Source organism: Paenibacillus sp. J31R120, assembly GCF_056269225.1.
The window spans coordinates 1,262,202-1,288,316 of record NZ_JBWDNN010000002.1 but is presented as its reverse complement, the minus strand read 5'-3'; the positions used below and the strand labels follow the sequence as shown (position 1 = coordinate 1,288,316).

General features: G+C 52.5%; 26 protein-coding genes. 6 read left to right on the top strand and 20 right to left on the bottom strand.

What is annotated here, in order from left to right; translation table 11 throughout:
- Window positions 1-29 precede the first annotated feature (29 nt).
- Window positions 30-1,178: a virulence factor gene (locus tag AC0YNW_RS12030; RefSeq protein ID WP_475832145.1), complete on the top strand. Its 1,149-nt coding sequence runs from the start codon at window positions 30-32 to the stop codon at window positions 1,176-1,178.
- An 87-nt stretch (window positions 1,179-1,265) separates the two neighbouring features.
- Here the strand turns inward: AC0YNW_RS12030 and AC0YNW_RS12025 are convergent, their stop codons facing one another.
- The 3 genes from AC0YNW_RS12025 to mutY form a co-directional block, all read right to left on the bottom strand.
- Window positions 1,266-2,456: a transglutaminase domain-containing protein gene (locus tag AC0YNW_RS12025; RefSeq protein WP_475832144.1), complete on the bottom strand. Its 1,191-nt coding sequence runs from the start codon at window positions 2,454-2,456 to the stop codon at window positions 1,266-1,268.
- A gap of 133 nt (window positions 2,457-2,589) precedes the next feature.
- Window positions 2,590-3,225 carry a bifunctional 4-hydroxy-2-oxoglutarate aldolase/2-dehydro-3-deoxy-phosphogluconate aldolase gene (locus AC0YNW_RS12020; RefSeq protein ID WP_475832143.1) on the bottom strand — a complete coding sequence of 212 codons (636 nt, stop codon included), beginning with the start codon at window positions 3,223-3,225 and terminating at the stop codon, window positions 2,590-2,592.
- Window positions 3,222-4,457, bottom strand: coding sequence for an A/G-specific adenine glycosylase (mutY, locus tag AC0YNW_RS12015; protein ID WP_475832219.1), 1,236 nt, complete (start codon window positions 4,455-4,457; stop codon window positions 3,222-3,224). The genes AC0YNW_RS12020 and mutY overlap by 4 nt, the downstream gene beginning before the upstream one ends.
- A 123-nt stretch (window positions 4,458-4,580) precedes the next feature.
- Between mutY and AC0YNW_RS12010 the strand changes: the two genes are divergently transcribed.
- Window positions 4,581-4,958 carry a c-type cytochrome gene (locus AC0YNW_RS12010; protein ID WP_475832142.1) on the top strand — a complete coding sequence of 126 codons (378 nt, stop codon included), beginning with the start codon at window positions 4,581-4,583 and terminating at the stop codon, window positions 4,956-4,958.
- 574 nt (window positions 4,959-5,532) lie between these two features.
- On the opposite strand, the gene AC0YNW_RS12005 is transcribed toward AC0YNW_RS12010, so the two are convergent.
- The 10 genes from AC0YNW_RS12005 to AC0YNW_RS11960 all read right to left on the bottom strand — a co-directional run bounded on the left by AC0YNW_RS12005 (window position 5,533) and on the right by AC0YNW_RS11960 (window position 14,225).
- Window positions 5,533-5,760: a hypothetical protein gene (locus AC0YNW_RS12005; RefSeq protein WP_387469145.1), complete on the bottom strand. Its 228-nt coding sequence runs from the start codon at window positions 5,758-5,760 to the stop codon at window positions 5,533-5,535.
- A 58-nt stretch (window positions 5,761-5,818) separates the two neighbouring features.
- Window positions 5,819-6,217: a holo-ACP synthase gene (gene acpS, locus AC0YNW_RS12000; RefSeq protein ID WP_387469147.1), complete on the bottom strand. Its 399-nt coding sequence runs from the start codon at window positions 6,215-6,217 to the stop codon at window positions 5,819-5,821.
- Window positions 6,218-6,270: 53 nt separating this feature from the next.
- Window positions 6,271-8,388 carry a copper resistance protein CopC gene (locus tag AC0YNW_RS11995; RefSeq protein ID WP_475832141.1) on the bottom strand — a complete coding sequence of 706 codons (2,118 nt, stop codon included), beginning with the start codon at window positions 8,386-8,388 and terminating at the stop codon, window positions 6,271-6,273.
- Between the two features lie 3 nt (window positions 8,389-8,391).
- On the bottom strand, window positions 8,392-9,459 hold the full coding sequence (locus tag AC0YNW_RS11990; RefSeq protein ID WP_475832140.1) for a DUF4198 domain-containing protein: 1,068 nt from the start codon (window positions 9,457-9,459) through the stop codon (window positions 8,392-8,394).
- 267 nt (window positions 9,460-9,726) lie between these two features.
- Window positions 9,727-10,536, bottom strand: a complete 810-nt coding sequence (gene nadE / locus AC0YNW_RS11985) for an ammonia-dependent NAD(+) synthetase (protein WP_475832139.1) — start codon at window positions 10,534-10,536, stop codon at window positions 9,727-9,729.
- 13 nt (window positions 10,537-10,549) lie between these two features.
- Complete coding sequence (locus tag AC0YNW_RS11980; RefSeq protein WP_475832138.1) at window positions 10,550-10,984, bottom strand: BrxA/BrxB family bacilliredoxin; 435 nt, start codon at window positions 10,982-10,984, stop codon at window positions 10,550-10,552.
- A gap of 72 nt (window positions 10,985-11,056) precedes the next feature.
- On the bottom strand, window positions 11,057-11,452 hold the full coding sequence (locus AC0YNW_RS11975) for a DUF3905 domain-containing protein (RefSeq protein WP_475832137.1): 396 nt from the start codon (window positions 11,450-11,452) through the stop codon (window positions 11,057-11,059).
- A 19-nt stretch (window positions 11,453-11,471) separates the two neighbouring features.
- Complete coding sequence (locus AC0YNW_RS11970; protein ID WP_475832136.1) at window positions 11,472-11,612, bottom strand: hypothetical protein; 141 nt, start codon at window positions 11,610-11,612, stop codon at window positions 11,472-11,474.
- Window positions 11,613-11,668: 56 nt separating this feature from the next.
- Window positions 11,669-13,348, bottom strand: coding sequence for an ATP-binding protein (locus AC0YNW_RS11965; protein WP_475832135.1), 1,680 nt, complete (start codon window positions 13,346-13,348; stop codon window positions 11,669-11,671).
- A gap of 31 nt (window positions 13,349-13,379) precedes the next feature.
- The gene (locus AC0YNW_RS11960) at window positions 13,380-14,225 is read right to left on the bottom strand and encodes a lysophospholipase (protein WP_475832134.1); all 846 of its coding nucleotides are present in this window, start codon (window positions 14,223-14,225) and stop codon (window positions 13,380-13,382) included.
- A 94-nt stretch (window positions 14,226-14,319) separates the two neighbouring features.
- On the opposite strand from AC0YNW_RS11960, the gene AC0YNW_RS11955 reads away from it, so the two are divergent.
- A complete protein-coding gene (locus AC0YNW_RS11955; RefSeq protein WP_475832133.1) occupies window positions 14,320-15,588 on the top strand; it encodes a BaiN/RdsA family NAD(P)/FAD-dependent oxidoreductase in 1,269 nt (422 codons plus the stop codon).
- A 61-nt stretch (window positions 15,589-15,649) separates the two neighbouring features.
- On the opposite strand, the gene AC0YNW_RS11950 is transcribed toward AC0YNW_RS11955, so the two are convergent.
- The 5 genes from AC0YNW_RS11950 to AC0YNW_RS11930 form a co-directional block, all read right to left on the bottom strand.
- A complete protein-coding gene (locus AC0YNW_RS11950; RefSeq protein ID WP_475832132.1) occupies window positions 15,650-16,048 on the bottom strand; it encodes a hypothetical protein in 399 nt (132 codons plus the stop codon).
- A gap of 92 nt (window positions 16,049-16,140) precedes the next feature.
- Complete coding sequence (locus AC0YNW_RS11945; RefSeq protein ID WP_475832131.1) at window positions 16,141-17,400, bottom strand: MFS transporter; 1,260 nt, start codon at window positions 17,398-17,400, stop codon at window positions 16,141-16,143.
- 41 nt (window positions 17,401-17,441) lie between these two features.
- Entirely contained in the window at window positions 17,442-18,716 is a 1,275-nt protein-coding gene (locus tag AC0YNW_RS11940; RefSeq protein WP_475832130.1) for a DUF2087 domain-containing protein, read from the bottom strand.
- Window positions 18,717-18,864: 148 nt separating this feature from the next.
- A complete protein-coding gene (locus tag AC0YNW_RS11935) occupies window positions 18,865-20,037 on the bottom strand; it encodes an MFS transporter (RefSeq protein WP_475832218.1) in 1,173 nt (390 codons plus the stop codon).
- Between the two features lie 138 nt (window positions 20,038-20,175).
- The gene (locus AC0YNW_RS11930) at window positions 20,176-21,264 is read right to left on the bottom strand and encodes a lactonase family protein (protein ID WP_475832129.1); all 1,089 of its coding nucleotides are present in this window, start codon (window positions 21,262-21,264) and stop codon (window positions 20,176-20,178) included.
- A gap of 165 nt (window positions 21,265-21,429) precedes the next feature.
- Here AC0YNW_RS11930 and AC0YNW_RS11925 point away from each other — a divergent pair, with 165 nt between their 5' ends.
- From AC0YNW_RS11925 to AC0YNW_RS11915, 3 genes are all read left to right on the top strand, one after another.
- Window positions 21,430-21,762: a LytTR family transcriptional regulator DNA-binding domain-containing protein gene (locus AC0YNW_RS11925; RefSeq protein ID WP_387469176.1), complete on the top strand. Its 333-nt coding sequence runs from the start codon at window positions 21,430-21,432 to the stop codon at window positions 21,760-21,762.
- A gap of 125 nt (window positions 21,763-21,887) precedes the next feature.
- Entirely contained in the window at window positions 21,888-22,895 is a 1,008-nt protein-coding gene (locus tag AC0YNW_RS11920; RefSeq protein ID WP_475832128.1) for an aldose epimerase family protein, read from the top strand.
- A 199-nt stretch (window positions 22,896-23,094) separates the two neighbouring features.
- Window positions 23,095-23,622, top strand: a complete 528-nt coding sequence (locus AC0YNW_RS11915; RefSeq protein ID WP_475832127.1) for an NAD(P)H-dependent oxidoreductase — start codon at window positions 23,095-23,097, stop codon at window positions 23,620-23,622.
- Here the strand turns inward: AC0YNW_RS11915 and AC0YNW_RS11910 are convergent.
- Both AC0YNW_RS11910 and AC0YNW_RS11905 read right to left on the bottom strand, forming a co-directional pair.
- Complete coding sequence (locus AC0YNW_RS11910; protein ID WP_475832126.1) at window positions 23,613-23,972, bottom strand: winged helix-turn-helix transcriptional regulator; 360 nt, start codon at window positions 23,970-23,972, stop codon at window positions 23,613-23,615. The two genes, AC0YNW_RS11915 and AC0YNW_RS11910, sit on opposite strands and share 10 nt — an antisense overlap.
- 255 nt (window positions 23,973-24,227) lie before the next feature.
- Window positions 24,228-26,027: an ABC transporter ATP-binding protein gene (locus AC0YNW_RS11905; RefSeq protein WP_475832125.1), complete on the bottom strand. Its 1,800-nt coding sequence runs from the start codon at window positions 26,025-26,027 to the stop codon at window positions 24,228-24,230.
- Window positions 26,028-26,115 lie beyond the last annotated feature (88 nt).

The following is a 26,115-nucleotide window of genomic DNA, read 5'->3' as shown; positions in this document are numbered from 1 at the left end:
ATAACTATCTTTAAGGAGGTTTCGCTCAAATGAAACTGTTATCCATAGAACCAACACCGAGTCCCAACTCCATGAAGCTGAACGTGGACGAGATGCTCCCGCGCGGCAGAAGGCTGACCTATAAGGTGTCCGAACAGGGCACCGCACCAGAGCCGCTCAAAGGGCTGCTCGCCATAGAAGGCGTCCGAAGCGTATTCCGAACCGCCGACTTCATCGCGCTGGATCGCAAGCCGGGAGCGGACTGGGCCCGCATCTTAGCCGACGCCCGGCAGCTCCTGCAAGCTGGTAACGGAGATGCTGCGACGGCAGCAGGCGACGGCATCGCCACTGGATTCGGAGAGGCACAAGTGCTTGTGCAGATGTTCCGGGGCATCCCGATGCAAGTCAGAGTACGGATGGATGACCGGGAAGTGCGCTCCGCCCTCCCTCCGAAATTCACTGACGCCGTCAGCGCAGCTGCCGGCTCTACCATGATCCGCGAGCGTAAGCTGGAAGAATTCGGCGTCCGTTACGGAGAACCGGAGGAAATTGCCGCTGAGATCGTGCGCGAGCTTGAAGCGACTTATACGGAGGAGCGGCTGAATATGCTCATCGAGGCTTCGTTGCAAGCCGGTCCCGGCGAGCAGGAAGCAAATGTCGCGCCAAGACCTGCTCCACTGTCGCTGGATGAAGCGCTGGAGCAATTCAAGTCAGATGACTGGCAGATTCGTTATGCTGCATTAGAGCGCTATGTAAGCGAACCAGACGGCATTCCGCTGCTCCAGAAGGCCATCCATGACGATAACGCGTCGATCAAGCGTCTGGGCGTTATCTATCTGGGCGACCTCAAGACGCCGGAATCGATGCCGCTGCTGTTCGAAGCGCTGAGGGACTCCTCCTCATCCGTAAGACGTACAGCGGGAGATACCTTGTCCGATATTGGAGATCCTGCAGCGATTGGCCCGATGATTGATGCGCTGAAGGACAAGAATAAGCTGGTCCGCTGGAGAGCGGCACGTTTCCTCTATGAGGCAGGCGACGAATCGGCTATCGAGGCGCTCGAAGAAGCCGCAAAGGACAGCGAATTCGAGATCAAGCTGCAAGCTCAGATTGCGCTGGAGCGCATTCAGCGCGGCGAGGAAGCAGCCGGCTCCGTATGGCAGCAGATGACCGCCGCACGGAATCAGGAAACGCAATAATCCTATAGCAAGAGCCTGCGGGATCTGTGTCGGAAGACACTTCTCTCGCAGGCTCTTTTTGCAGGGGGACATGCCCTTCTTCAATAACTAGGGATAATTCAGATGCAATTGAACGAGCAGCGAATCGCCGCTGCCGAACTTCTCATAGCTGGCTCTATAGCCGACAGCTACCCCGACACCCTCGAATGCCGCCTTCAGCTCATCCGGGAAGTCTGCGCCTTGCTCGTAGCGGAACTCTAGCTTGCCCGTGCGGGAGGATACAGCTGACCGGATGCGCTCCTTAAGCTGGACGGCATCCGCTACCGTATGCTCTTCCTCCAGCCAATGTAGCCCTATCGCGACTTTAAGCTTCTCGAATCGGTCGGCGTCAGCCCCGCCGCTCCCTTCCGCCAGCTCCTTCAACGAGTCGGCATAGCGGGTGGAAGCCTCCGGATAGGTCCTGATCCATTCATGGTCGGCTCTAAGCTCCTCGTCCGTCTTCAAGTAATACGTATACCGAATCCGGTCATCCTCCGCGCCGACGGGATCATCCCATGTCAAATCCAGATGGTACCATCGCCCGTCGAGCTGCACCATGTTCCAGGCATGCTCGCCGGTATTCACCTTGCCCTCCGCAATCAGCACCGGTATTCCCGCTTTCTCCAGCATCAGATAGCCAAGCAGCGAATACCCCTGGCATACTGCCTTGCCGAGCGAGATCGCATTATATGCGGTATAGTAGCTGAGCGACTGATCGTACTCCACATTCGTAACGACCCAATCGTGGATGGCCTTTACCTTCTCGTGCTCGTTCATGCCGGGCTTCAAGATAGCAGCAAGCGCCGCATCTGCTGCCTGCTCCACCTGGGCTGTTTCCTCCGGTGTCTCCCGGTACTTCGCTTCCACCGTTATGGTAGACTTGTTGCCCCAGCTCCGAATCGTATATAAGTATGACTCCAATATGTAAGCGGAGTAATCGTCATGCGTAAGCGCCGCTCTAATAATTTCAGTCATCTTGTCGGACAGCTCTGACTTGTCGCCCGTATAAGAGGCTGAGAACCGTTCGTCCCGCTCCTTGAAACCCTTGGCCAGCTCAAGCTCAAGCTTCTCGAAGCCGCCTGGCGTCTCCTTCTCGTCGGCGACAGCCAGCTTACTCGGCGCTTCGACCGTTCTGGCAACGGGGGCCGGCTCCTGGTTCGAATCCGCACTCGTCGGGAACAAATTCAGTTTCAAATTCAAGCTGTACGCGCCAGCAACAACAATCGCGATGGCCAGCAGCTTGAGTGCTTCTTTACGCATAGGCTCCTCCTTCAATCTCTCTTGCGGCATTAGCTGCCTCTCGAATGGCGAGAGCTTGCTCGCTTTCCTAACATCATATGTTCGTCCACGGGAATGATGCCAGTCCAGCGGCAAATCGGCTCCATTCAGAAGGTTAGCCAAGCTTGCTGACCGCATGAGTGAACGCATGAGCGCGCTCGGCAATCTTATGGAACTGGCCTTCCTTCACCCATTCCATATGGACTAGCTTGCTGCCGAGACCAACTCCGTTCGCTCCGGATTGGAAGTACTCCCCGATATTATCCAAATCGACTCCTCCGGTTGCCAGAATCGGCACTTCCTTAAGCGGGCCGCGAATTTCTTTCAAATAGTTAACTCCCAGCGATCCCATCGGAAACAGCTTGACCGCCTCCGCGCCAGCCTTGATCGCTTTCACAATCTCGGTAGGCGTCATCACACCTGGCCAGACGGAGACGCCATGCTCCCGGCCGTATGCGATTACTTCCTCATCCAAATTAGGCGAAATCAGAAACTGGGCTCCCGCTTGAACCGCTTGCTTGGCGGTATCCAGATCTATGACCGTTCCGGCTCCGATATGAGCCTCGCCGCCGAATCGCTCGCGCCAGCGGCTGATCATAGCCGCCGCACCGTCCGTATTCATCGTAATCTCCATCAATCGGATGCCGCCCTCGATCAGAGCTCTGGCCGTATCATCGGCCTTGTCATCCTCGATCCCCCGCAGGATGGCTACAATCCTATGCTTCAGCAATTCATTCAGCATGCCGCTCATTCCCATTCTACCCCTTTTCCACCTGATGATTTCCTGCTCCAATAGTCATTCAGCAGCTTCAAGAACAAATTCGGGAATGGAAGCTTGTCCATCTCATCCCGCGCGATCCAACGGTAGCGGCTTTGTTCCCCTGCAGGCAAGCCCTCCAGTGCGGCTGCCGACTCGCCTGCTGAAGAGCTTGCCAAATACAGAGCCGCTCCTTCTGCTGCCATCCCGCTGTCCGCAATGCCCATATCGGCAGCATATACTCTCATTCTCCAATGGATATGGCTAAAGATATGATCCGCGTCCGCGAACCATCCCGTCGGACGAATCAGCAGGCCAGCATCCGTCTCTACCATGCGAATAACTTCTTCAGCCAGTTCTCCCTGCTCCTTCGGAGCGGTATTAGCGAACATGCCGCTGCGGCCGCCTTCCAGCAACAGATGCGGCAGTTCCCACATCTGCGCCAGCAGTCCCGTTTCGGGACGCTGTCTAACCAGCACTTTCCCCGCATGCTCGCCAGCTCCCTCGACAATAACCGCCAAGCGGTATTCCTGCCTCGGCGGCTTGGCCTTGGACTTGATTGGAAGCTCAGTCTCGCGTCCCTCCATGCGCGCCGCACAATGCTCCATGACCGGACATGGCAAGCAGCTTGGCGACTTGGGCGTACAAACGAGTGCGCCAAGCTCCATTAGCGCCTGATTGAAGTCCCCTGCCGCTCCTTCCGGAATCAAGCTTGCGGCTAGCTTCTCGATGCCTACTCTCGTAGACGGCTTGGCAATATCATCTTCCAGGCAGAAATAGCGGGAGAGCACCCTCATGACGTTACCATCCACCGCCGGCTCCGGACGGTTGAAGGCGATGCTCATAATCGCGCCAGTCGTATATGGCCCGACTCCCTTAAGTCCCGCTACTGAATCCTTATCATCCGGAATGATGCCATTGTAACGCTCCATGACCATCCTTGCGCCCGCCTGCAAGTTTCTCGCTCTGGAATAATAACCAAGTCCCTCCCAGCACTTCAGCACCTCGTCCTCCGGCGCTTCGGCTAGCGCCTGTACGGTCGGAAAGTTCGCCATGAATCGCTCAAAGTATGGGATAACTGTATCGACCCTTGTCTGCTGCAGCATAATCTCAGATACCCATATCCGGTAAGGGTCCTTATTCCGGCGCCACGGAAGATCCCGATTGCCTCTTTGATACCAGGCCAGCAGCTCCCGGCTGAAATATTGCTTTGCTTCATCTTGCATTGTCATACTATCGTAATCCTTCCCGTTCTCGGAGTGGTTGTTTGTTCTCTCTTATTCCTCTATTATACGAATTATACGCATATATTCCTATGAATAACATGGAAGAGAAAGGAGAGAGTTCCGTTGCTTACTCCCAAACTAACCATTCGACTAGCGAAATGGTCCGCCATTCTGGCCTTGGTTTTATCATTGGCCGCATGCGGCGGCAGCCCGACAGGAGGCGGCAATCCTGCAGGAAGCGCGCCAAAGGGCGACTACTTGAAGGACGCCCCGTCTGATATTGCAGCTGTCTACAAGTCTCGCTGCCTGGGCTGCCACGGCACCGATCTGCAAGGGCGCGTCGGCGCCAATACGAACCTGCAGCAGGTCGGCTCCCGTATGAGCGCCGAGGAGATTACCGTTCAGATCGAGCAAGGAAAAGGGCTGATGCCGGGATTCGCCGATTCCTTATCACAGCAAGAAATCGATGGTCTGGCCGATTGGTTGGCTTCCAAGCAATAATGCCCCTTTCAGATGCGCCCGGCGGTCAAGTTATGCCATGACCGCGAGGCTATCAATCTCTAAATGGATGATCACGCTGCGCAACACTAGTTTCATCGATAGGACGGTTATTCGTAAATAGTGGTGCCATGTAACATTAAATGCACGAAATCGCTCCAAAAGGCGAAATAATGTTGCCACACACTACTATTCGCGCCAAAAGGACGAAAACTCGAAATTAGGGTTGCTGAAAAACATTAAAAGTCCAAAATCGCGCGAAAAGGTGAAGCAGTGGTGCCACACACCACTATTAGCGCCAAAATGGTTAAAACTCGAAATTAGGGTTGCAGAGAAACGTTAAAACTCCAAAATCGCGCGATAAAGTAAATTAGTGTTGCCACACCACTATTCACGCCAAAAATGTGAATAGCGTTACTAGCTTGGGATGGGACTCATTACTCGGAAACAAAAAATGGCGGTGGCAGGAATATCATCCTGAACACCGCCATTTTATTATTTTCACACGTATTTCACCAAGCGAACTGTCTCCATAAGCGAAAGTGGCTGCTTATGGGAAAGCCCCATCTATATTGTCTCAATAACCGATGTAATGCCCATTGGACTTCGGAGACTTGTGATCGTAATGGACTGCGGGACCTGCGTAAAACCAATGGGTTTCTCCCATTTGGGGGTGGGTCGGGAATAGGTCGCCTTGAACGAGCAGCAGATCATCGCCCCAATCATTGGAATACATACCTTCATATTGCACCCACTGACCTGTCTTGAACCGTCTCTTCGCGCTTTGCTGACGCCCTCTGTTCATTGCCATTCTCCTCTCGCCGCATCTCTACTGCTATTACATTCGCAGTATGGGCCAAAGGTTACAGTTTTATCCGTTCGACAACGGCAAAGGCCGAAGCAAGAGCGCGTTCATGCGTAATCGTAATGTGAATGACAGTATCCTCTTCGCTAAACCCTAATCGGTCCCACGCTGCAGCAGACAGCTTGCAAATCGGCTTGCCTGAAGTATCCCGTCCGATATCTATATCTCCAAAACCAAGCAAAGCTCCAATGCCGCAGCCGAATGACTTGGCGATCGCTTCCTTGGCAGCGAACCGCCCCGCAACATACTGATGCAGGCGCGGTCCGCCATATACCGAGCAAATCTTCCGTTCGCCTGGAGTCAATATACGCTGCATGAATCTGTCGCGAAGCTTGCTCTCCAGCATCTCGGAGACTCTCGCCACATCTGTCAGATCATGTCCGATTCCTATTATCATGCCTGCGCCCCCTCTTTCATGATGGAGACATTAGCAGATGAAGCAATCGTTTGTCAAGGCGTCAGACTTGCATCGTTCAGCGGCTTCTCGTAAGCGAAAGCTTCGCCGCTCTTATCCTTGAAGCTTACCTTCAGTCGGCCCCCCTCGGCTGCGCCAAGATAGGCGCCTTCCGCTGAATAGCTGTACTTGTTGAATCCTGGGAAGCCGAATGGATCGCTGCCGCCTTCTTGCAACTCTACTGGAATGGCCACCGTTCCCGCTGCATCTCCAGTCTCCGGTACGAACTCCACTCGAAGCTCATCCGGCTCGCCTTGATCTTCGCGCAGCCAGACATCCAGCTTCACAATCTGTGTACCGCCTTTGCTCTCATTTACCCGCAGCGTCATATGCGCATGCTCACCCATGACATGCCAGTATACAGGCTCTCTGGCCGCATTCGGCGGCGAATATGGCGGAGGGGACGTTGTCGACAGCCAGCCGGCAAAGACAATCAGCGCGACCGCAGCCACAATCTCCGCACGCACGCCCCATATAAGCGCACGTTCACCGGATGCTTTGCTCCTCAACAGCCGATGAACGGCCGCTATGCCAACGACGAGCAGCAGCAGGACGATTTTGACAAGAGCAAGCCTGCCGTAATCGCTGCTCCACAGCTGGCTCCATGAAGAGAGATGATCCAGCGTCAGCCATATTCCACTAATGATAATGAGGACGATGCTGGGCAAGGCGTACATGGCGAACTTGTCGCCAGCGCGCAGCAGGGTTTCACTCCCCGCAGGACGGTAGGTGAGCATCCAAAGACCGGTTAATCCGCCGAACCAGACGGCCGCGGTACCCATATGAACCGTATGGGCGATAATGGCAACCATGGCGTCCTCAGCTGCCGCGTAGGCATGGCCCGTCAGCGGGAAGGTGACAATGATGCCCGCCGCCAACAACCATTTGACCGGATTGGCCCATACCTCCTCGCGCTTCGGGGCAAAAGCCAGCAGCAAAATAATAATGGCGGCAGCCGGCCTCATGAAGGCGACCTTGCCTACCACAGTCTGCGATAAAATATCGTTCCATGCGATGCCGCTGAATTGCGAAGCCAGCATGTCAATTCTGCCCCAACCGGATGCAATCCAGATGACGGCGGCGGCAGCGATGACATATTGCTCCGCTCGAAGCGAAAATCCGATCGGTGGCTCTCCGCTCTCTGATCTCCACAACGCATAGCGGAAAAACAAAATGCCGCCGACAGCCAGTGCAGCCAGCACCTCTGCAATGCGCAGGAACACCATCAGAGCATGGCCTCCCGCATGGTTATGCTCCTCACCGCTGCTGCTTGCAGCATTCTCGCTTGAATCACCGCTTGCACTTGCAACAGGCGGCTCCGTCTCGCCTTCAATGACGCCGCTGGCTTCTTCAGCTTCATCCGTACCGGCAGGCTCTGCGTCCACAGGCTCTGACGCAGTGCCGCCGCCTTCATCAATCTCTGATCCCTGACCGGATATCGGCTCATCTGGCGAAGAAGCGTCAGTCTGGTCAGGCTGCGCCGGCTCTATGCTTCCGGCTGCGTCTTGAGTCGGGGTTGGTATGGGCGTCGGACTCTCTGAGCCAATTGCTGTGGACGGCTCCTGCTTGGCAGGGTTATCCGGTGACGGCGTCACGGAAGGCTTCGGCGTCACAGCCGTGCTTGCCGGAGGCGCAGTAATCGTAGGGGATGGAGAAGGCTTGGCAGTGGCAGTCGGCTTGGCAGTCGGCTTGACGCTGCCGCCAGAACCGCCATCCAGCGACGCCGTATCATCCGGCGCCTTCGTCTCCAGCTCCACTCCGATAGAGAATTGGAAGGAACCGTCCGTCACATGCGTGTCCAGGGACAGCACCTGCCATTTGACCTTATACACGCCCTGCTCCAGCTTTGGTATCGTCAGAATAAGCGTTAAGTCGCCATCGCTGCTGAGCGTCCCCTTCACTTCTCCGCCCGCGCTGTTTTCAAGCGTAATGGAGCTCATTTTGGTATCGATTTTTTCGGTAAATGTAAGCTTGATCTGAGATGGCGAGCTATCCAGAACCGCATTGGCCAGCGGAGAGGACTGATAAATATAGGCATGTGCCGAGACGAAGCTCGGCAGGCATGCCCATACTACCAGCAGAATAGCCAGTAAGGAATAACTTTTTTTCATCATGCGTTATTTCGAGTAAATCGCAACTGCGGCTCTGGATTCGCCAACGGCCGGGAAGTATTCCACGGTCGCGCCTGCCGCCTCTGCTACAGCGCGAAGTGCGCCTGCTTCCTGGGAAGCGTAATTTGGATCGATATGATCGCGGATGAAGTCAGCGGATGCTTTCGTCACGCCCTTCTCTACTTTGACAGCTCCATCCTGTGCAACTGCAACACCGTCAACATAGACATGCGGTGCATTGGAGGACGGCTTGCCCGGAAGCTTCGGCGATTCATTCTGAACAGTGAACGTCATCGTTGCTTCATAGCTCGTCTGATCATATTCGCCTTCCTTGGCTTCCTTCGTTGCCGGCTTGGCACGAACGAGGTAGTAGTCGGCTGCGCCAGTCTTGAACGTAATCTTGCCGTCTTTGTCTGTTACAAGCTCAGTTGGCTGTGAATTGCTGCGGCGGATCACATCCACGTTCGTGTCAGCCAGCGGCTCGCCCTTCAGCAGCAATTGAATGGATACTTCTTCGCCAGCTGTTACAGCAGCCGGATTGAAAAGCGGAATAAGCTCTGCGCGGTCCGGGCTTACTTCCTTCGAGAAGCCTTGAAGCGCCTTCACGCGTTCAATTACCGGAATGTCGCTTACGGCAACGAAAGACTTCGCGCTGCGCAGCGTGCGGCTGCCTACGCCGCCATGCTTGAAGATGCTGTCGCCTTCAACCGAAACGATATAAGCGCCAGGCGTATTCGACTTGAACGATGCAACAAAATAATTGTTGACCGCAGGCTCTGTCTCCGTAGCTGCTTCGCCTGTATAGAATGTGGTTCCCGTAATGTCGGACTTCACGCCGCCCGGCGTCGTAACGAATACCTTCGACGTATCCGTGCTCCATTGTCCCGCAATGCGATAGCTCTTGTGCTCATTGGAATGATTGCCAAGCATAAGTTCCACATAAGATACTTGCCCTGGCGCCACTATGGGCGAATTGGTCTGTGACCAGCCGTCATGGGCGAATACCGGTATTGCCGCGCTAACCGTCAATACGGCTGCGAGAAGCGCGCCTGTCATTTTCTTGCGAATAGACATCCTTCATCAACCTCTCTTATCAAATTAATATTAACTTACATATTGTAACAACAACGGCCGATAAACACATGACCCGAACGAGCCATCTAATTGTGAACAAATTGTGAACGAAGGGATTTCATTTTCATCTTTTTTCAAAAGCATCTTTCCCTAAAGCATGCAATCAATTAATAAGGTTCCGGTTCGCATAAAAAAAATGCCCCCCGGAACCTGTACAGTTCCAAGGGACAGCCTGTTCATCCGGCTTCAGCATTCAGCAAGAATGGCTTAAATGCCCGGAATAGCCGAACGTTTATGCTCGGTCTTCATATATTGCTTCTCTAGCTTCTCGCGAGTCTGTGGCGCAATATCCTTGCCTTCCAGATAGTCGCTGTTCTCATCGTACTTGATGCCAAGCTCGTCCTCGTCCGTCTGACCGTCCCATAGGCCGGCTGTCGGCGCTTTGTGCAGCACGCTGTCAGGAACGCCCAGATGCGCAGCCACAAGCCTCACCTGACGCTTGTTCAATGTGCTAAGCGGCGTAAGATCAACCGCTCCGTCGCCCCACTTCGTATAGAAGCCCGTCACAGCCTCCGAAGCATGATCCGTCCCGACTACAAGCAGGTTCATATCGAAGGCCAGCGCATATTGCATGACCATTCGGGTTCTCGCTTTGATGTTGCCTTTGCCTCCACGGCTTATATGGCGGTGAATGCCAAGCGACTTGAAGCCATGCTCGACCTCAAGGGCAATCTCATCAACAGCTTCGCCGATATTCGTCTCGACCTTATGCTTCAGATCGAATGCTTCTGCAACCGCATAGCTGTCGGCGATATCTACTTGCTTGTCATAGGGCTGGAAGACGCCTAGAGTCATATATTCTTTGCCCGTCTCTTCGCTGAGCTCATCCGTCGCACGCTTGCACAGACCTGCCACGACCGCACTGTCAATGCCGCCGCTTATGGCGATGAGCAGGCCGGCTGCATTCGCATCTAGTACATATTTCTTCAAGAAATCAACCCGTTTGCGAATTTCGGCAGCCGGATCAATCTCGGGCTTTACGCCGAGACGCTTAATAATTTCCTCTTGTAAAGTCATCTGGCAGCTCCTATTAACCGCAATATTTGTCGAATGCGTCACTCAAGTCTGCCGCAATATCGGCTGCGGAACGATTCTCGATTTGATGGCGTTCAATAAAGTGAACCAGCTCTCCGTCCTTCATCAGTGCGATGGAAGGGGAAGATGGCGGATATGGCGCGAAGTATTCGCGTGCCTTCGCAGTAGCTTCCTTATCTTGACCTGCGAACACAGTGAACAGGTGGTTAGGCAGCTTCTCATTCTGCAACGCTTGGGCTACGCCCGGACGGCATTGGCCTGCCGCGCATCCGCATACGGAATTGATCACGATCAGCGCCGTTCCTTGTGCCCCTGGCACTTGCTCTTCTACTTCTTCCGCTGTGCGAAGCTCCTGAATTCCCAGCTTCGTAAGATCGTCACGCATTGGTTGAACCATGTCCAACATATATCTTTCGAATGACATCGACATGCTAACACACTCCTTCAAGGACTATTTTAAGCTATTATACCGTCCCTTACGAAAATAAAGCAACCGGAGTTGCTACTCCGATTGCTCCCTTTCCCGCGGCTCTGGCTCCGGTTCCGGCTGATGGGCTCCGCTTGCGGCATCATGCTCCGGATGGAAGAACGTACCTCCCTCCGGCTCGATGCCTCGTTCGAACCAATCGCGGTTCTCCGCAGTCAGAAAACCGATGTCCTTGAAGGGATGCACCCATTGATCGCCGGCCATGACAGCAGGATCGGTATCGGTGCTCCATTGCTCCAATGGAGAGTGCGGGGATTCATACACATGATCGCCGATCACCACCCCGTAATCATTGAGAAATGGAGCTTCCGGCCCTCTGCCCTCGCGGAATTGCGGGAGAAACTCGATTTCGTAAGGATCAAGGGCGGGATCATCCTCCGGCTTATGCTGGTTAGAATGGTTGTCGCTCAACGCTATCCCCTTCTGCCGATCAGGTCGACGGACGGTTGGGCCCGTTCAGCTTCTTGTCTATGCCGGCACTGTCGTCCGCTCCGCTGGCTTTGGATTCGTTCTGAGCCGCTTGCGCCTTCTGCTCCAGGGAGCTTCCGTCTTGCTTCGTTCTCTCGGACATACTGTTCTGGCCTCCTTCGCGGATTACGGCGCCTTGAGGCGTCCGCTATTATCCATTCATGGATTAGAATGCCCGGTGTCCTCTTCCGTTATGTTGAAGGTGACGATAAAAGTTGTGCCTTCCCCTTCGGCTGTCTCGACATCGATTCGTCCGCCATGCCGCTCCGCGATGCTTAGACAGAGCGGCAGGCCGAGTCCCGTACCACGGGTCTTTGTCGTGAAGAAGGGCTCAAACATATGCTTGAGCTTATCCTGCGGAATACCCGCGCCTTCATCCGATATATACACGCTGATTTCCCCGTCCCTATAGTCGGTTTTAATACGCAGATTCCCCTTTTCCCCCATCGCCTCCATGCCGTTTCTGGCGATGTTCAGCAGCATCTGCTTAATCTCTCGATCATTTAGCTTCATATGCGGCACATCCTTGCATAACATCACTTCAAGCGACTGCCCTCTTAAGTTGGCATCGGCATTCAGCAGGGGAACCAAGTCGCTAATCGTTGTATTAATGGACGCCAGCTCCATCTTGAGCTCTCGGTTTTGGGCAAGAGATAGAAAATCACTAATAATCAGATTGGCGCGATCCAGCTCTTCCATTATGATGCGGAAGTACTCATGCTGGCTTTGCGGGCTTCTCTCCTGAATCAGCTGTACGAACCCCCTGATGACAGCCATCGGGTTGCGGATCTCATGCGTAATGCTGGCCGCCATTTGTCCGACGAGGCTGAGTCTCTCCATTCTGCCCAGCTCATCTCTAAGCTGGCTTAGCTCCGTCACATCCTGTGCAATCAAGGCGGCACCGACCACCTCGTGGCTGCCAGTATCCCGCAGCGTCACCGTTGTGTACAGCAGCATGGCGCCTTCCTCCATCTGGGGAACGGTTGTTGTCGTCATGCCGTTCAAGGCTTCATCCAATAGCGGCATGCAGGCATGATCTGCGCCCGCCTGAAACACATTCCGATACGGTTGCTTCTTCACGTCCTCGACCGAGACGAAGCTTTCTTTCATGCCCAGCAATCTGAAGCTTTCATCGTTCACATGCGTAATTCTGCCGTCCCGGTCAACCATCATAACGGCTATTGGAGCTTTATCAATAAATTGCTGCAGCTTCTCTACTTCATTCAAATAGCTTGCCGACAGCTGAATAACTTTGTCATGCAGCTGCTGCTTCTCCTTCAAGCCTTCTATTATGTAGATGGACAGCCAGACAGCCAGCAGGAGACCAATTGTGGCCATCAGCACGTTCAATGAAACCGTTGACGTCCATGGAGCGCCGGCTTGGCTCATCAACACATAAATAGTGCTAATTAGCACCACCAGCAATATACTGACGATGGATACGCCGATTTTTTCCTTCTTGGCAGCAGCAGCCTTTTGAAACGGACCGATCAGAATTAACAAAATAACCAGGAACACAATCAGGTACACCAGGAAACCGTACATCTCTTCCATATAATCTACGGTCGTCATACGCAGTCCTGCATAAAGAACCGTAAGCGCTGCCAACGAACGATATCCGCCATATAACGAACCGATCAAATACGGCACCACACGAAAATCAATCTCATATTCATGAACAGATGATGTCGTAAGCAAGCACAGAACCATCGAGATACCGCTCGTTACAGTTATGAACAGCCTGAATCCGTTCCAGCCACGTTCTTTGTCATGCCAAAGCAAGAATGCAAATACGGGGAGTACGGATAAAAAAAATTGGAGCAGCAAATCCTTCAGCACGAAAAGCCGGCCTCCTTCATGAAGCAATTAGTCAGTAATATGAAAGCCTCCGACGAATCCAATCGATGATAAAATTCAAGGTTTCCTTGCCGTCTATATCGTTGTGCAGCTCGTGCAGCCCACCCTCCTTGGGATACCAATCGCAACGGCTCCCCAGATCGCTTGCCAGACGTCTGCTTGCTTCAAATGAGGTAATCCGGTCGCTGTCCCCATGCAAGAGCAGAAGCGGCACATGCAAATCTGTTCCATTCCTTAGCGCCCACTCGCCAGCCGTTTGTACCTCCAAATAGGCTCTAGGTGTTATAGTTGTATGATTAAGCGGATCTTCGCCAATAGGCGGAATGCCCAGATCGCTTGGCCGGAACAGATCCTCCGGCTTCAGCCCAGTCGACATCGGCAAGGTCGGGAATATTCTCGCAACACCTTTCCCCATCCATTCTTTAATAGCTGGAGGATTAAAAGCCAGCTTAAGCCAAGGACTTGTCAGTATGAGAGCGGCGATGTCCGGCTTCCTGCGAATGGCGCAATTAAGCGCAATATTTCCGCCCATGCTGTGTCCATACAAATAAACCGGAATATCGGCATGCCGCTCCTTGGCTTCCTCCATAACACGAAGCGCATCCTCAATTGCGGCGTCCAGCGCGCTCATATGTCCGCGCTTCCCTTCTGAACGTCCGTGTCCCTGCAAATCATAAGCGACTACGGCATATCCGGCCGCAGTCATCCGATCGGCAGCATAGCGATAACGCTCCCCCTGCTCTCCATGACCATGGACAATTAGAATAAGCGCCTTGGGCTCCTCCGCCTCTGGCAGCCATTCTCTTACATACAGTCTCTTCGCTTCCGTTCCAAGCACATGCCATTCTTTACGAAGCATAATGAATCGACCTCCTTGCCCCAGTAATATAATTAAATTATACTGGAAACCATGAATTTGAATATAGAGAATGTTTTAATATAGGAGCAATGTCATGGATTATGATGTGATTGTAATTGGGGCCGGATCATCCGGTCTGATGGCGAGTGTAGCCGCAGGCGAAGGCGGAGCAAGAGTTCTGCTGCTGGACAAGGGTGACAAGCTGGGGCGCAAGCTCGGCATATCCGGCGGCGGCCGCTGCAACGTCACGAATGCGAAGGAACTGGATGAATTAATCAAAAATATCCCAGGTAATGGGAAATTCCTGCATGGCGCTCTTGCTACCTTTAATAATAGGCATATTATTGCATTTTTTGAGGGGCTGGGCATTCAGCTTAAGGAAGAGGACAACGGCAGAATGTTCCCTGTAAGCGACAAGGCAAAGACAGTCGTGGATGCACTGGTCGGCAAAGTCCGTTCCCTTGGCGTTGATGTAAAGGTGAATAGTCCTGTAAGCCGGGTCATCTATGAGGGTGGCCGGGCGTCCGGCGTCTTGCTGAAATCTGGGGAGACGATTCGAAGCGGAGCTGTTATCATTGCAGTCGGAGGAAAGTCTGTGCCGCATACCGGCTCTACCGGAGACGGCTATGCCTGGGCCGAGGAAGCCGGTCATACCATCACAGAACTCTTTCCGACAGAGGTACCCTTAACGTCGCAGGCATCCTTCATCCGCAGCAAAGAGCTGCAAGGATTATCCCTTCGCGGGGTCACGTTATCCGTATGGAATGGAAAAGGCAAAAAAATAATTGAGCATACCGGTGACATGATCTTCACGCACTTCGGCATATCTGGGCCGATCGTTCTCAGATGCAGTCAATTTGTCGTGAAGGAGCAATGGAAAAACGGCGGTACAGCCGTTAAAACATCAATTGATCTCTTCCCGGAGCTATCTGCCGATGCGATCTATGCGCAGACTATGGCTCTGTGCAAGGAAGAGTCCCGAAAAGCCGTCAAAAACGCGCTGAAAGGTTTTTTTCCGGAAAAGCTTATTCCACTGCTGCTGGGACTCTCTGGACTCAAAGAGGACATTACGTACGACAATATTCCGAAACAAGCCTGGACGGAGCTTGCCAAGCTCGCCAAGTCGTTTCCGGTTTCGGTTAACGGCACGCTCTCTATTGAGGAAGCATTCGTCACAGGCGGAGGCGTCAATCTGAAGGAAATCGACCCTAAGACGATGCAATCCAAAAGGATGGACCGTCTGTACTTCTGCGGAGAAGTGCTGGACATTCACGGCTATACGGGCGGCTACAACATTACGGCCGCTTTCACAACAGGCTACAACGCCGGCAAGCATGCGGCGGAAACTATTGAATATTCCTGACATAAAAGGCGCTGTCGAACCAAGTTCGACAGCGCCTTTCCCCTCTTGTTGAGGCTGCGTCCTACGTATGGACATCGCCTGAGAAGTGATTATAGGTTTCGGAATCCGGGAGGAATTCCTCTTCGTTAATCGCGCCGGAATCCCGATTGTGAAGCCCCGATTCCTCTTCATGAATCCAGTCCTCATTCACCACATGGGCCGGAATCGTAATCCCGTCCAGCGCGTAGGCCGTATTAGTGATCGCTTCTTCTTCGATTGCCGCCTGTTCGACCAATTGGCCGCCATGCGACTGCGCAATCTCCAGTGCGGACGTTAGATCGCTCCCATCCACATGAATATGCAGTTGGCGGTCGTTATGCGTCACGGGATCATAGCCCAGCTCCTGCAGCATGTTCCTCGCCAGCTCCGCGCTTTTGTTGTCGCTAAAGTCGAATAAGATTGCCGAATGCAGCTGTGACAAGCACATCTCCCTTTCGTCAGTTGGAATGGTAGGCTCCTTGCTTCTCATAGCATGCCAACTTATGGGGAAATTCATGTCATGCGCATCAATCCTTATGCAGCTGTCTCCCTCTCCCCGGTCCGAACTTCCGCACGATATTTGAACAACGGCACCAGCAGCAGCATCGCAAGAAACATTAGCCCTGCAGCCGTGCAATAAATGCCGACAAGCGGAAAGTGCAGCTTCAGCTTGGCCGCCACCAAGGTCATGACGACCATCATGCCCATAAACATAGGCGATAGAACGCCGTTGACACGGCCGATAAATTTCTCTTCCGTCCATTGCAGGATCATCGTGCTGATCCCGATTTGAATACAAGGGAATCCGAGCCCACCTATAAACTGCAGCGATAGCGACAGCGGCACGCTGGTGGACAAGCCGATCCCCGCCATCGTGAACGAGCTGAGCAATATCCCGATTGCAAGCAGCTTCTGCGGTGAAATCTTCTTGGCCATCATCATAACCAGCCCGCCGCCAAGCAGCATCGCAACGCCGTGCACCATCAGCACATATTGCAGAAACTCCTTCGGTTGGCCAAGGCGCTCGATGACGACGAACAAACCCAGTGTCTGCGTCGTGCCGACCGCAATGCCTGCAAGTGCGAACGTGCCGCCGAGCGATCGGAGTACCGGACTGCGCCACACATACTTCAGCCCGTCACCAAGTTCGCTCCAGAAGCGGGCCTTCTCGTTCGCATCCTTCTTCTCGATCTCCTTGTCCCGCGGAATGCGGAACAACACGAGAGCAGAGAGCAGGAAGGCGACACCCATGATGCCTACGGAAATCTCTATTCCAAAACGGTGATAGCTGATTACGCCAAGCGACGGTCCCACAACCATAAAGATAGCGACCAACGATTGGAACATCGCCATCGCCTGCTGCAGCTGTTCCGGAGCGATATGCTGCTTGAACAGCTTCATGGCTGACGGCTGCGAGAATTGCGACAAGATAGCAGATACAAAGGTAACCAAGTAGACCATATACCAAGAGCCGTACATAATCGTAATTAGAACGGCAAAGACGGACACGGCCGATAACAGGTCACACCAGATCATCGTTAATCGCGGCTTCCACCGGTCGGCGAACGTCCCCCCGATAAAGGAGAAGACAAAGATCGGCAGAAGCTCCACAAATGTCATTAGTCCTACCGCAAATGGATCATTGCTCGTTTTGTCTGTCACATACATCAGAATTGCAAAATTTCGAATCCAAATTCCGATTTGCAGCAACACGTTGGACAAAAGTATCGTTTGAAAAAAGGTGTTGCCCAATAACTTCCCTGCCGGCTGAGCCGGCAATGCCTGTTCAGACATGTTCTCCCTCCGCTGCCTATCTGATAATTTTCCAGTCCATTCTAGTGATAACCTTGTTCTCCAAATGGCTTCAGCTTCTCCAGCCATTCCTCCTTCAGGCGTTCCACCTTGCGTTTGTAGTCTCTGGCCACATTCGCTAGCTCATTGCCTTCCGCATCGTATACATCTCTGTAATCATAGCGGATATCTTCCTCGGTTTTAACCGTCTCAAGGATGAGATAGGCAAAGGCCTCCCGCCCGAATTGCTTCCATTCCTGCTGCAGTTTTTTGTTCATATGGGACCCCAGATCCAGGATAAATTGCTCCTTGTTCCATAATCCGTCCATATTAGTAGAGGCGCCAATAAACATTCGGCCGTTTTCGTTATTTTTGATTCCGTAGACGCCCATCGTACGAACCCGGTCCTGATATTCGGCTGTCATCGTCTTGCGAGCCGCTTTGTCCGGCTTATTCTTGCCCTTCTTCTCCGTCTCGCCGCTGCCGATAGCCGCTGCTTCCGGTTGTTCCTTCGCTTTTTCTTTCTCTTTCAACTTGACCCCATCCTTCCCGTTAATTGGAATCCAATAAGCGGAACCGTCGTCCTCGCGGTCCATATATCCGTATTCCACCAAATATCTGCGCAGCGATACATAATGGTCGTCGGAAAACCCCTTCAGCCGCACATTCACTTCATCTTCCGTGTACCGCTCGCCGAGCTTAAAAAACGACGCCATATGGCGAAGCAACGCTACTTTGCGTTTCTCTTTGCCCGGTATGGACGCAAGCGGGCCCTCAGGACCTTCCGGCAAATACTGCTGAAGAATCTTGTCGTACTCCTCTTCTGTAATTGCAAACCGCTCATCCATCACCGTAGCCGTCCGGTGAACGGGCATAAACTTCGGGATGCTCTCCTCGCCGCCCTCCATCAGCTCCATGACAGCCAGCAGCACCTTCGCCTGCTTGGCCTTCTCCTTCAAGACGAAGCGATGATTGCGAATGGTGGAGGCGCTGCCGCCCGTGCGCTGTACAATGTCGCGATCCGACAGCCCTTGCGCAAAGTCGCGAACAAGCTGCTTCTGCACATCCGTCAGTCCCGAGGCTTTCTTGTCCAGGCTGAGCAAATAGTCCAGCATGGAGCCATGAGCGGATTGAACATGGTATCCTGCATACTTCGCCGCGGTAAAAAATCGTTCAGCGTCCGGCAGCTTGAATACTTCCCCTTCCTCGAACTGCTCTCCGCATAGCAGGCAACAATAGCTCTGCGTGCGGACCTCATATACATAACCTTGCTTGATCTCCTCGCTTGAAGCATTCCAGAAGCGTTCATCCAAATCCATTCCATTCACACCTTTTATAGACATGATTAAATAACGTTTGCTTAATATATAGATATAATAACAAAACGTTTGTTTTATATCAATATGACCTCACAAAAAAAGCTGGACCAAATGATCCAGCCTTTCAGGTAAGCATATTGCCTGCGCCTTACAGTGTTTCCTTGCGATCCTTCGGCAGCCATAGCGCCAGCAATCCAAAGAGCGGCAGGAAGCTCGCAAGCAGCATGACAAATTCCATACCTTGCACATCCGCCACATTCCCCAAGATAACGGAGCCAAGCGCCCCCATGCCGAACGCCAGGCCTGTAATGAGGCCCGAAGCCGTGCCAACCTTACCCGGCATAAGCTCCTGCGCATACACGACGCTGACAGAGAAGCCGGATTGCAAGATAAACCCTAGCAAAGCAATGACCGGGTAAGCCCAGCCAAGCGGCAAATGCGGCAAAATCAAGGCAAACGGCGCCGCTCCCAGGATGGAGATCAGCATCATCTTCTTCCGTCCGATCCGGTCTGCCAGTATGCCGCCTAAGAACGTGCCTAGAACGCCAAAGATCATGAACAGGAACAGCAGCACCTGCGCCGACTGAATCGTCAGCGCATAAGTATCCCGGGCGTAGAACTGATAGAAGCTTCCAATCGCTGCTCCATACCACGACCTCGCGAATACGACCAGCAATAAGATAGAAAGCGCGATTGCTACGACTCTATTATTCGCTGCGCGTCCAGCCTTCGAATCGGATGCCGCCGCTTTTTTCTTCGGCACTCTGCCCCCATGTTCCGCAAGCCTTGCGGCGTACCATGGCACCACTTTGAACAATACCGCAATCGCCAGTGCAGCCAGCAGCATCCCCCAAGCGGCTCCACGCTGTCCCAGCGGAATAAATATCGCTGCCGTCATAATGGGTCCGAGCGATTGTCCGAAGTTGCCGCCAACCTGATAGATCGATTGCGCGAACGCACGCCGGTTACCGGCGGCCATATGAACGACGCGAGAACCTTCCGGATGGAAGACGGCGGAGCCTAGTCCGACGAACACGACAGATAACAGCAGCAGCGCATAGTTAGGCGATACCGCCAGCCCGGCCATGCCGGCCATGCTGCATAGCATGCCCACCGGCAGCATCCATGGGCGCGGCCATCGGTCCGACAATGCGCCTACAACAGGCTGCATGATGGAGGATGTCATATTGAGCGTAAAGGCGATCCATCCGATCTGACCGTACGAAAGCTTCAGAGACTGCTCGAAAATCGGGAATAGCGCGGTAACCACAGTCTGCATGGCATCATTAAGCATATGTACAGAGCTGATGGCAAACAACATCGTATAGACGGTTGCGGAACGCAACGTATCTCCAGCCGTTTTTGGCGCTGGTTGGTTCGTAGACAAAGAATAGGACCTGCCTTTCATACCTCTCTTGGTGTTATCACTGGGTGATTGTTGCGCTACAACATACTATTGCTATAGGCCAAACCGGATGCAGACCGGAATGTTCAGTTCAAGCTCATGTCCCGTCGGGGATAAGGTCCCTTGCTCCTGATCTCTGCGGAATACGGCAATATTATTGGTTTTTCCATTCGCCGCCAGCACATACGCACCATCTGGCGTAATGCCGAAGTTGCGCGGCAGCTCGCCGCCGCAGCTTATATGCTGAATCGGCGAAAGCTCGCCCGTCTCGGCCGAAATCGCAAATACGGCAATGCTGTTATGTCCGCGGTTGGAGCTGTACAGATAACGTCCGTCGGCAGAAACGTGAATATCCGCCGAGTCGTTGTACCCCTCATAGCCTTCCGGCAAAGTGGAATAGGTATGCTCTACGCTGAGGACGCCAGCATTCCGATCTATTCTAAGCAACGTTACGCTGGAAGCCAGCTCATTGGCGACATAAGCGACGTCGAGCGATGGATGATAAGCAATATGTCTGGGTCCCGCTCCGCCAAAAAAAGCAGCCTCGTCCGTTTTCACCAACGTCTGTCCTTCATGCCGGTATGTAACAACCGCATCCATGCCCAGGTCAACCGCGCATACATAAGGTGTGCCGGGTACTGGAGACACACAATGCGCATGCGGCTTTTCCTGCCTGTCGGCGACAGGTCCGGGCTCGCATTCATGCTGCATGACAGCGCTAGCCGCCTCCAGCTCTCCGTCAGCTGTAAGCGGATGCAGCGAGATGCTTCCCCCTGTGTAATTAGCAGCGTAGAGCGCTGTTCCTGCTTCGTTGACGCTGATGTAGCATGGATGCGCGCCTACTGTAGATGCCAGGCTCGTAACTTCGCCCAGCAGGCCGGAATCCGGCTGAATGGCAATTGCGACGACTTCCCCGCCGGCAACGCCATTCGATGCTTCGATTTCCTTGGCGGCATAGAGCCGCTTCCCTTCAGGATGCAAGGCAAGGAACGAGGCGTTCTCGACTCCATTCACACGCTGTACGATGCTAAGCGCTCCTGTTTCCTTGTTTATTTTGCATACATGAATGGTCGCATCCTTCTTCTCGCCGTACGACCCTACATAGAAAATTCCTTCGTTCCAGCCGCTAGCAGACGTACTCATGACAACCCAACCCTTCTCCTATTAATTCCCTACTGTGAACATAGCACATGCCATGAAGTCATACAATGTCTTTTTTCAGAATATAGCTTCACATACAGACGATAATGTGTTACAATGTAAGCGCTAACATTTCAGGTGATCAATTTTCTTAAGGGGGATTTTGTGATGAATGTTGCGCTACAGGATCGGAATGTATACGAGGAATTTGATGTGGAGTCGGATGTGCTTTATTTCAAGCTCGGGATGCAGGGGCTCGTGAGCTTCCATGGCAGAAATTATAATAGAAAAAAAAGAATGACTGCCGACGAATTGAAGAATCTGATTTCCAAACAGAACTTTGTGCAAATCAGCTCTTCCTGCTACATAAACACCGTAAAGATTGCCTCGGTGGTCAGCGGGACGGTCTACTTCGGCCCGGAGCATTCCGACGCGAAGCAACTGCCGGTCAACCGCAGGAAGCAGCAAGAAATTAAACAGCTCATCTCCAAGCGTCAATAGCAGAAGGCCAATTGAATTCGTGCGACAGCCAACCGTCCGATTCCTCTGAATCGGACGGTTGTTCAATTTCCCGGCTCCTGCTATTCTAGCAATAACCGCTACTTAATCGAGGAGGACTACTGACCATGACAGCACATAGCAAAGCCTACGAGCAATCCTACTACGACGAACCCGCCGTTTGGCTGGAATGGGGGCCTTACCAGGCGGCCGTACTGCCGCGCATGGGCGCTAATCTGATCGCCTTCCGCGATACGGAGAGACACTACACCGTCTTAAGAGAACCGGCCGCTAATGAGATGGACCTCTTCCGGTCCAATCCCGTCATTTACGGCATACCGGTATTATTTCCTCCCAACCGTTATAAGGATGGTACATTCACATGGAATGGCCGCACCTATACTTTTCCTATCAATGAAGAGCGTACTGGCAACCATCTCCATGGCTTCTTCCTGGATTCCGTCTGGAACGTAGACAGCTACGGCACGACCGATCAAGAGAGCTTCGTGAGCCTCAGCATTACGGTTGAAGAAGGCCACCCGATCTATGCCTACCTCCCTCACCGGTTCACCATTTCGCTGCGTTATTCGCTTAGCGAACACGGCTTGCTGCAGCATGTTATCGTCAACAATAACGGTGAAGAGGCCATGCCATGCATGCTCGCTTTCCATACGACGATCAATGCGCCTTTCGCGCCAGAGAGCGCGCCGGAAGATTATCGCTACACGATGACGATAGACAAGCGCTGGGAGCTGGATGATCGTATGCTTCCTACAGGCAAGCACCAGCCGCTTCTTCCGGAAGAGGAGCTCATGAAGACAACCGGTCTGTCTCCGTTCTGGGAGCCTATGGACAATCATTATACAAGCACCGCGAACGCAAGCGGCCGCCATGCAATGGAGCTGACCGATACGCGCGAAGGCGTCACGCTTGTCTATGACGTTGGGGCTGCGTACAAGCATTGGATGATTTGGAACAACAAAGCAACCCCGGGCTTCTTCTGTCCCGAGCCGCAAATTAATCTGGTCAATGCGCCTAATGTCGATCTGCCGCCTGAGCAGACGGCGCTCCTGGCGCTTGAGCCGGGGGGCATATGGGAAGCGACCAGCCGCTTTTATTTCCGATCCGCTAAGTAATTTATAGTTAGAATGGTTCATCCGAATCCAACAAAGCGCCCTTTTCCGGGGCGTTTTTTTGTGCAGAAATATAGAGATCAAGATGAAAACCATCTAACACTAACCTTTAGGTAAGTAGATGAAAAAAATGTGCGTACTTACGAAGCTATCATGGAAGCTATATACTCATCATGCACGAACCAATTAGGAGGAACACGTTATGAAAACACTCGTAATCGTCACACATCCGCATATGGAAAACTCGGCCATTAACAAGAAATGGGTAGAGGAGCTTACTAAATATCCAGACAAGTACACAGTTCATGAGCTTTACAAGGTGTACCCGGATGGAGATATAGATGTGGAGCAGGAACAGAAACAGATTGAAGAACATGGCAACCTCATTTTACAATTCCCTGTTTACTGGTTTAACTGTCCGCCTCTTCTGAAAAAGTGGCTGGATGAAGTATTTCTCTACGGGTGGGCATATGGTTCGAAGGGTGACAAGCTTAAGAACCGAAAAATAGCCCTTGCTGTCTCTGCCGGGATCAAACAAGAAGATTACAGCAAGAGCGGAAAATATAAATTTACACTAGAAGAAGTTTTGGTGCCCTTCGAAACAACCGCAATGTATTGCGAGGCCGACTATCGTTCGTTCTTTGCCATATATGGTACTGAACACGGAACTTCCCCCGAAGATCTGGCAAGAAGCGCACGAGATTACCTGAGCTTTATTGATCAATTGTAAGTTGCAGCAACTTCCAGCAATTTGTTGTTTTCTCCCCACTCGCACATCAGATTAAGCAAAGGAATAAGGGAGAGACCGCGATCAGACAAAGAATACTCCACCTTCGGCGGCACCTGAGGATATTCTTTTCTAATAATAAGCTTATCCGCCTCAAGTTCCTTCAGCATCAGGCTTAGCGTCTTAAATGAAATGGTGCCTATGCTCCGTTTTAGTTCGTTATGCCGCATGACCTTATTTTCAGCTAACCAGTACAAAATAATCATTTTATATTTGCCGCCAATCAGGGACAGCGTATGCCCAAAGCCGGTCGCTTTCATATCGATACCTGTTGGTACGCAGGTTTTATCCATTATTGCACTCTCCTTTTTTTCTATATACGTACTTTGTAATCATACGATATATGATAACACTTAAGCCTCCTTTTTGAGATGGATTCTATGAAATACCAAGTCGGCTTCTATCAGAGTGTCATTCGGTTTCTGAACGACATCGATCGCGGACTCCTGGCTGATTGATGGCGGAAGAAGCTTATGCAGTCCCCATAATAAAAGGACGGGCCAATGCCCCGTCCTTTCCCCGTTTATTATGCTTCAGGTTAATAATAGCTATAGCTGAAGCTTCTTCAATTGATAGAATTCGCCTTCCGCCGCCATCAGCTCTTCGAATGTCCCCACTTCCGCAATCCGCCCTTGCTTCATCACTACGATGCGATCGGCATCGCGGATTGTAGAGAGACGGTGAGCCACGATAAATGTCGTCCTGCCTTTGATCAATTGCTGCATGGCCTTCTGGACATGGAATTCGGATTCATTGTCGAGAGCGGAGGTCGCCTCGTCGAGTATGATCACCTGCGGATCACGGATAAGCGCCCGCGCGATCGCAATACGCTGCCGCTGGCCGCCGGACAGCTTGCCGCCATGCTCGCCGACAAGCGTATCCAGACCATCCGGCAGACGGTCGATGAAATCTCTCAAATTCGCCATCTCGACAACGCGCTGAATCTGTTCCTCTGTAATCTCGTTCAGGCCATATGTAATGTTGTCGCGGATCGTACCTGAGAACAAGATGTTCGTCTGCGGAACGACGGCAAGATGCTTCCGGTAGCTCCGCAAATCAATGGAGGACAGATCGATGCCGTCGACGAGCACCCTTCCCGCTGTTGGCTGCAGAAAACCGATAACCAGATTGAGAATCGTCGATTTCCCTGCGCCCGAAGCGCCTACGAATGCGATGCACTCGCCGGGCTTAACAACAAGCGAAACCTGCTCCAGCACATGATGCTCGCTGCCAGGATACGACAGCTCCACATCCTCGAACCGGAACTCGCCCCGCACATCAGACAGCTTCATCTTGCCTTTATTGTCCTCAATATCCTGTGACATCAGAATTTCGCGTATCGATGAGATCGATTCCAATCCCTTCGCGAGCTGCGGGTAAATCGTAATAAGGCCCGTAATGGATGTCAGAATCATGCCGAAGTAGCCTTGATAGAGCACGACATCGCCGACAGGAATTTGTCCCGAATAGGCCAAATACGCGGTGAACATTAAGCAGAATACCTGAAAGATTTGGAACGATACCCAGTTCGACGCGCCGAAGTACGCTTCCACGATATCCAGCTGATAGCCTTTGCCTTGAATGACGCGCAGCGTGGAATCAATCTTGCGGATTTCGACCTTTTCAAGTCCATGCGCCTTCGTAACGGGAATCATCTCAACCATCTCCGATACGCGCGAGGACATTTGCTCGATCTCTTGCCGGAATTCCTTGTTCTTTTGCTTGATCTTGCGTCTGAATATCGTAACAAGAAACACAGACATCGGAATCGTCAATATAAAAAATGCCGATACAAGCCAGCTGTATGTTGCCGTAATTGCAAAAGCGATTATGATATTAAGAATCGCGGGCATCAGCGCGATCATAATTTGCTTCGACATCATCTCGACTGCCTCTACGTCGCGTAGCACCTTCGATTGAAGCTTGCCCGCCGGCAGCTCTCGGTGCGAGTTGATGGACAGCTGCTGCAGCTTGCGCACCAATGCGCTTCGCAGTCCCGCTTCCACGAATCGGATGGCCCGGCTGAGAAATGAAATATATGCCGCATGGGTAGGTATATTTTGCAAAATAACGACCATCACAACCGCAAAGTTGATCCATAATCCGCTAACGGGATGATTCACAGGATCCGTCGCGATATTGATAATATTGGCCGTAACGATGGGCAACACATAGACCGGCGAACTCTTGATCACAAGGAATAAGAGCGATATCGCCAAATTTAAAAAATTCCCCTTGTAAATGGACAGCAAAAACTTGAGGGGAGTGGCTTCCCTCTCGAGCGCCGCCTGCTCCAGCGTGCTTCCCAGTGAAGCGCCCGGCCTTGTTCCGGCTATGCTTTCAGCCATACATCTCATCCTTCCGCAGCTTGCCTATTCCGTCAATCGCTCTTAACAGTAGGCTACGGCAACCATCATACGCCCAAAAGGATGAGGT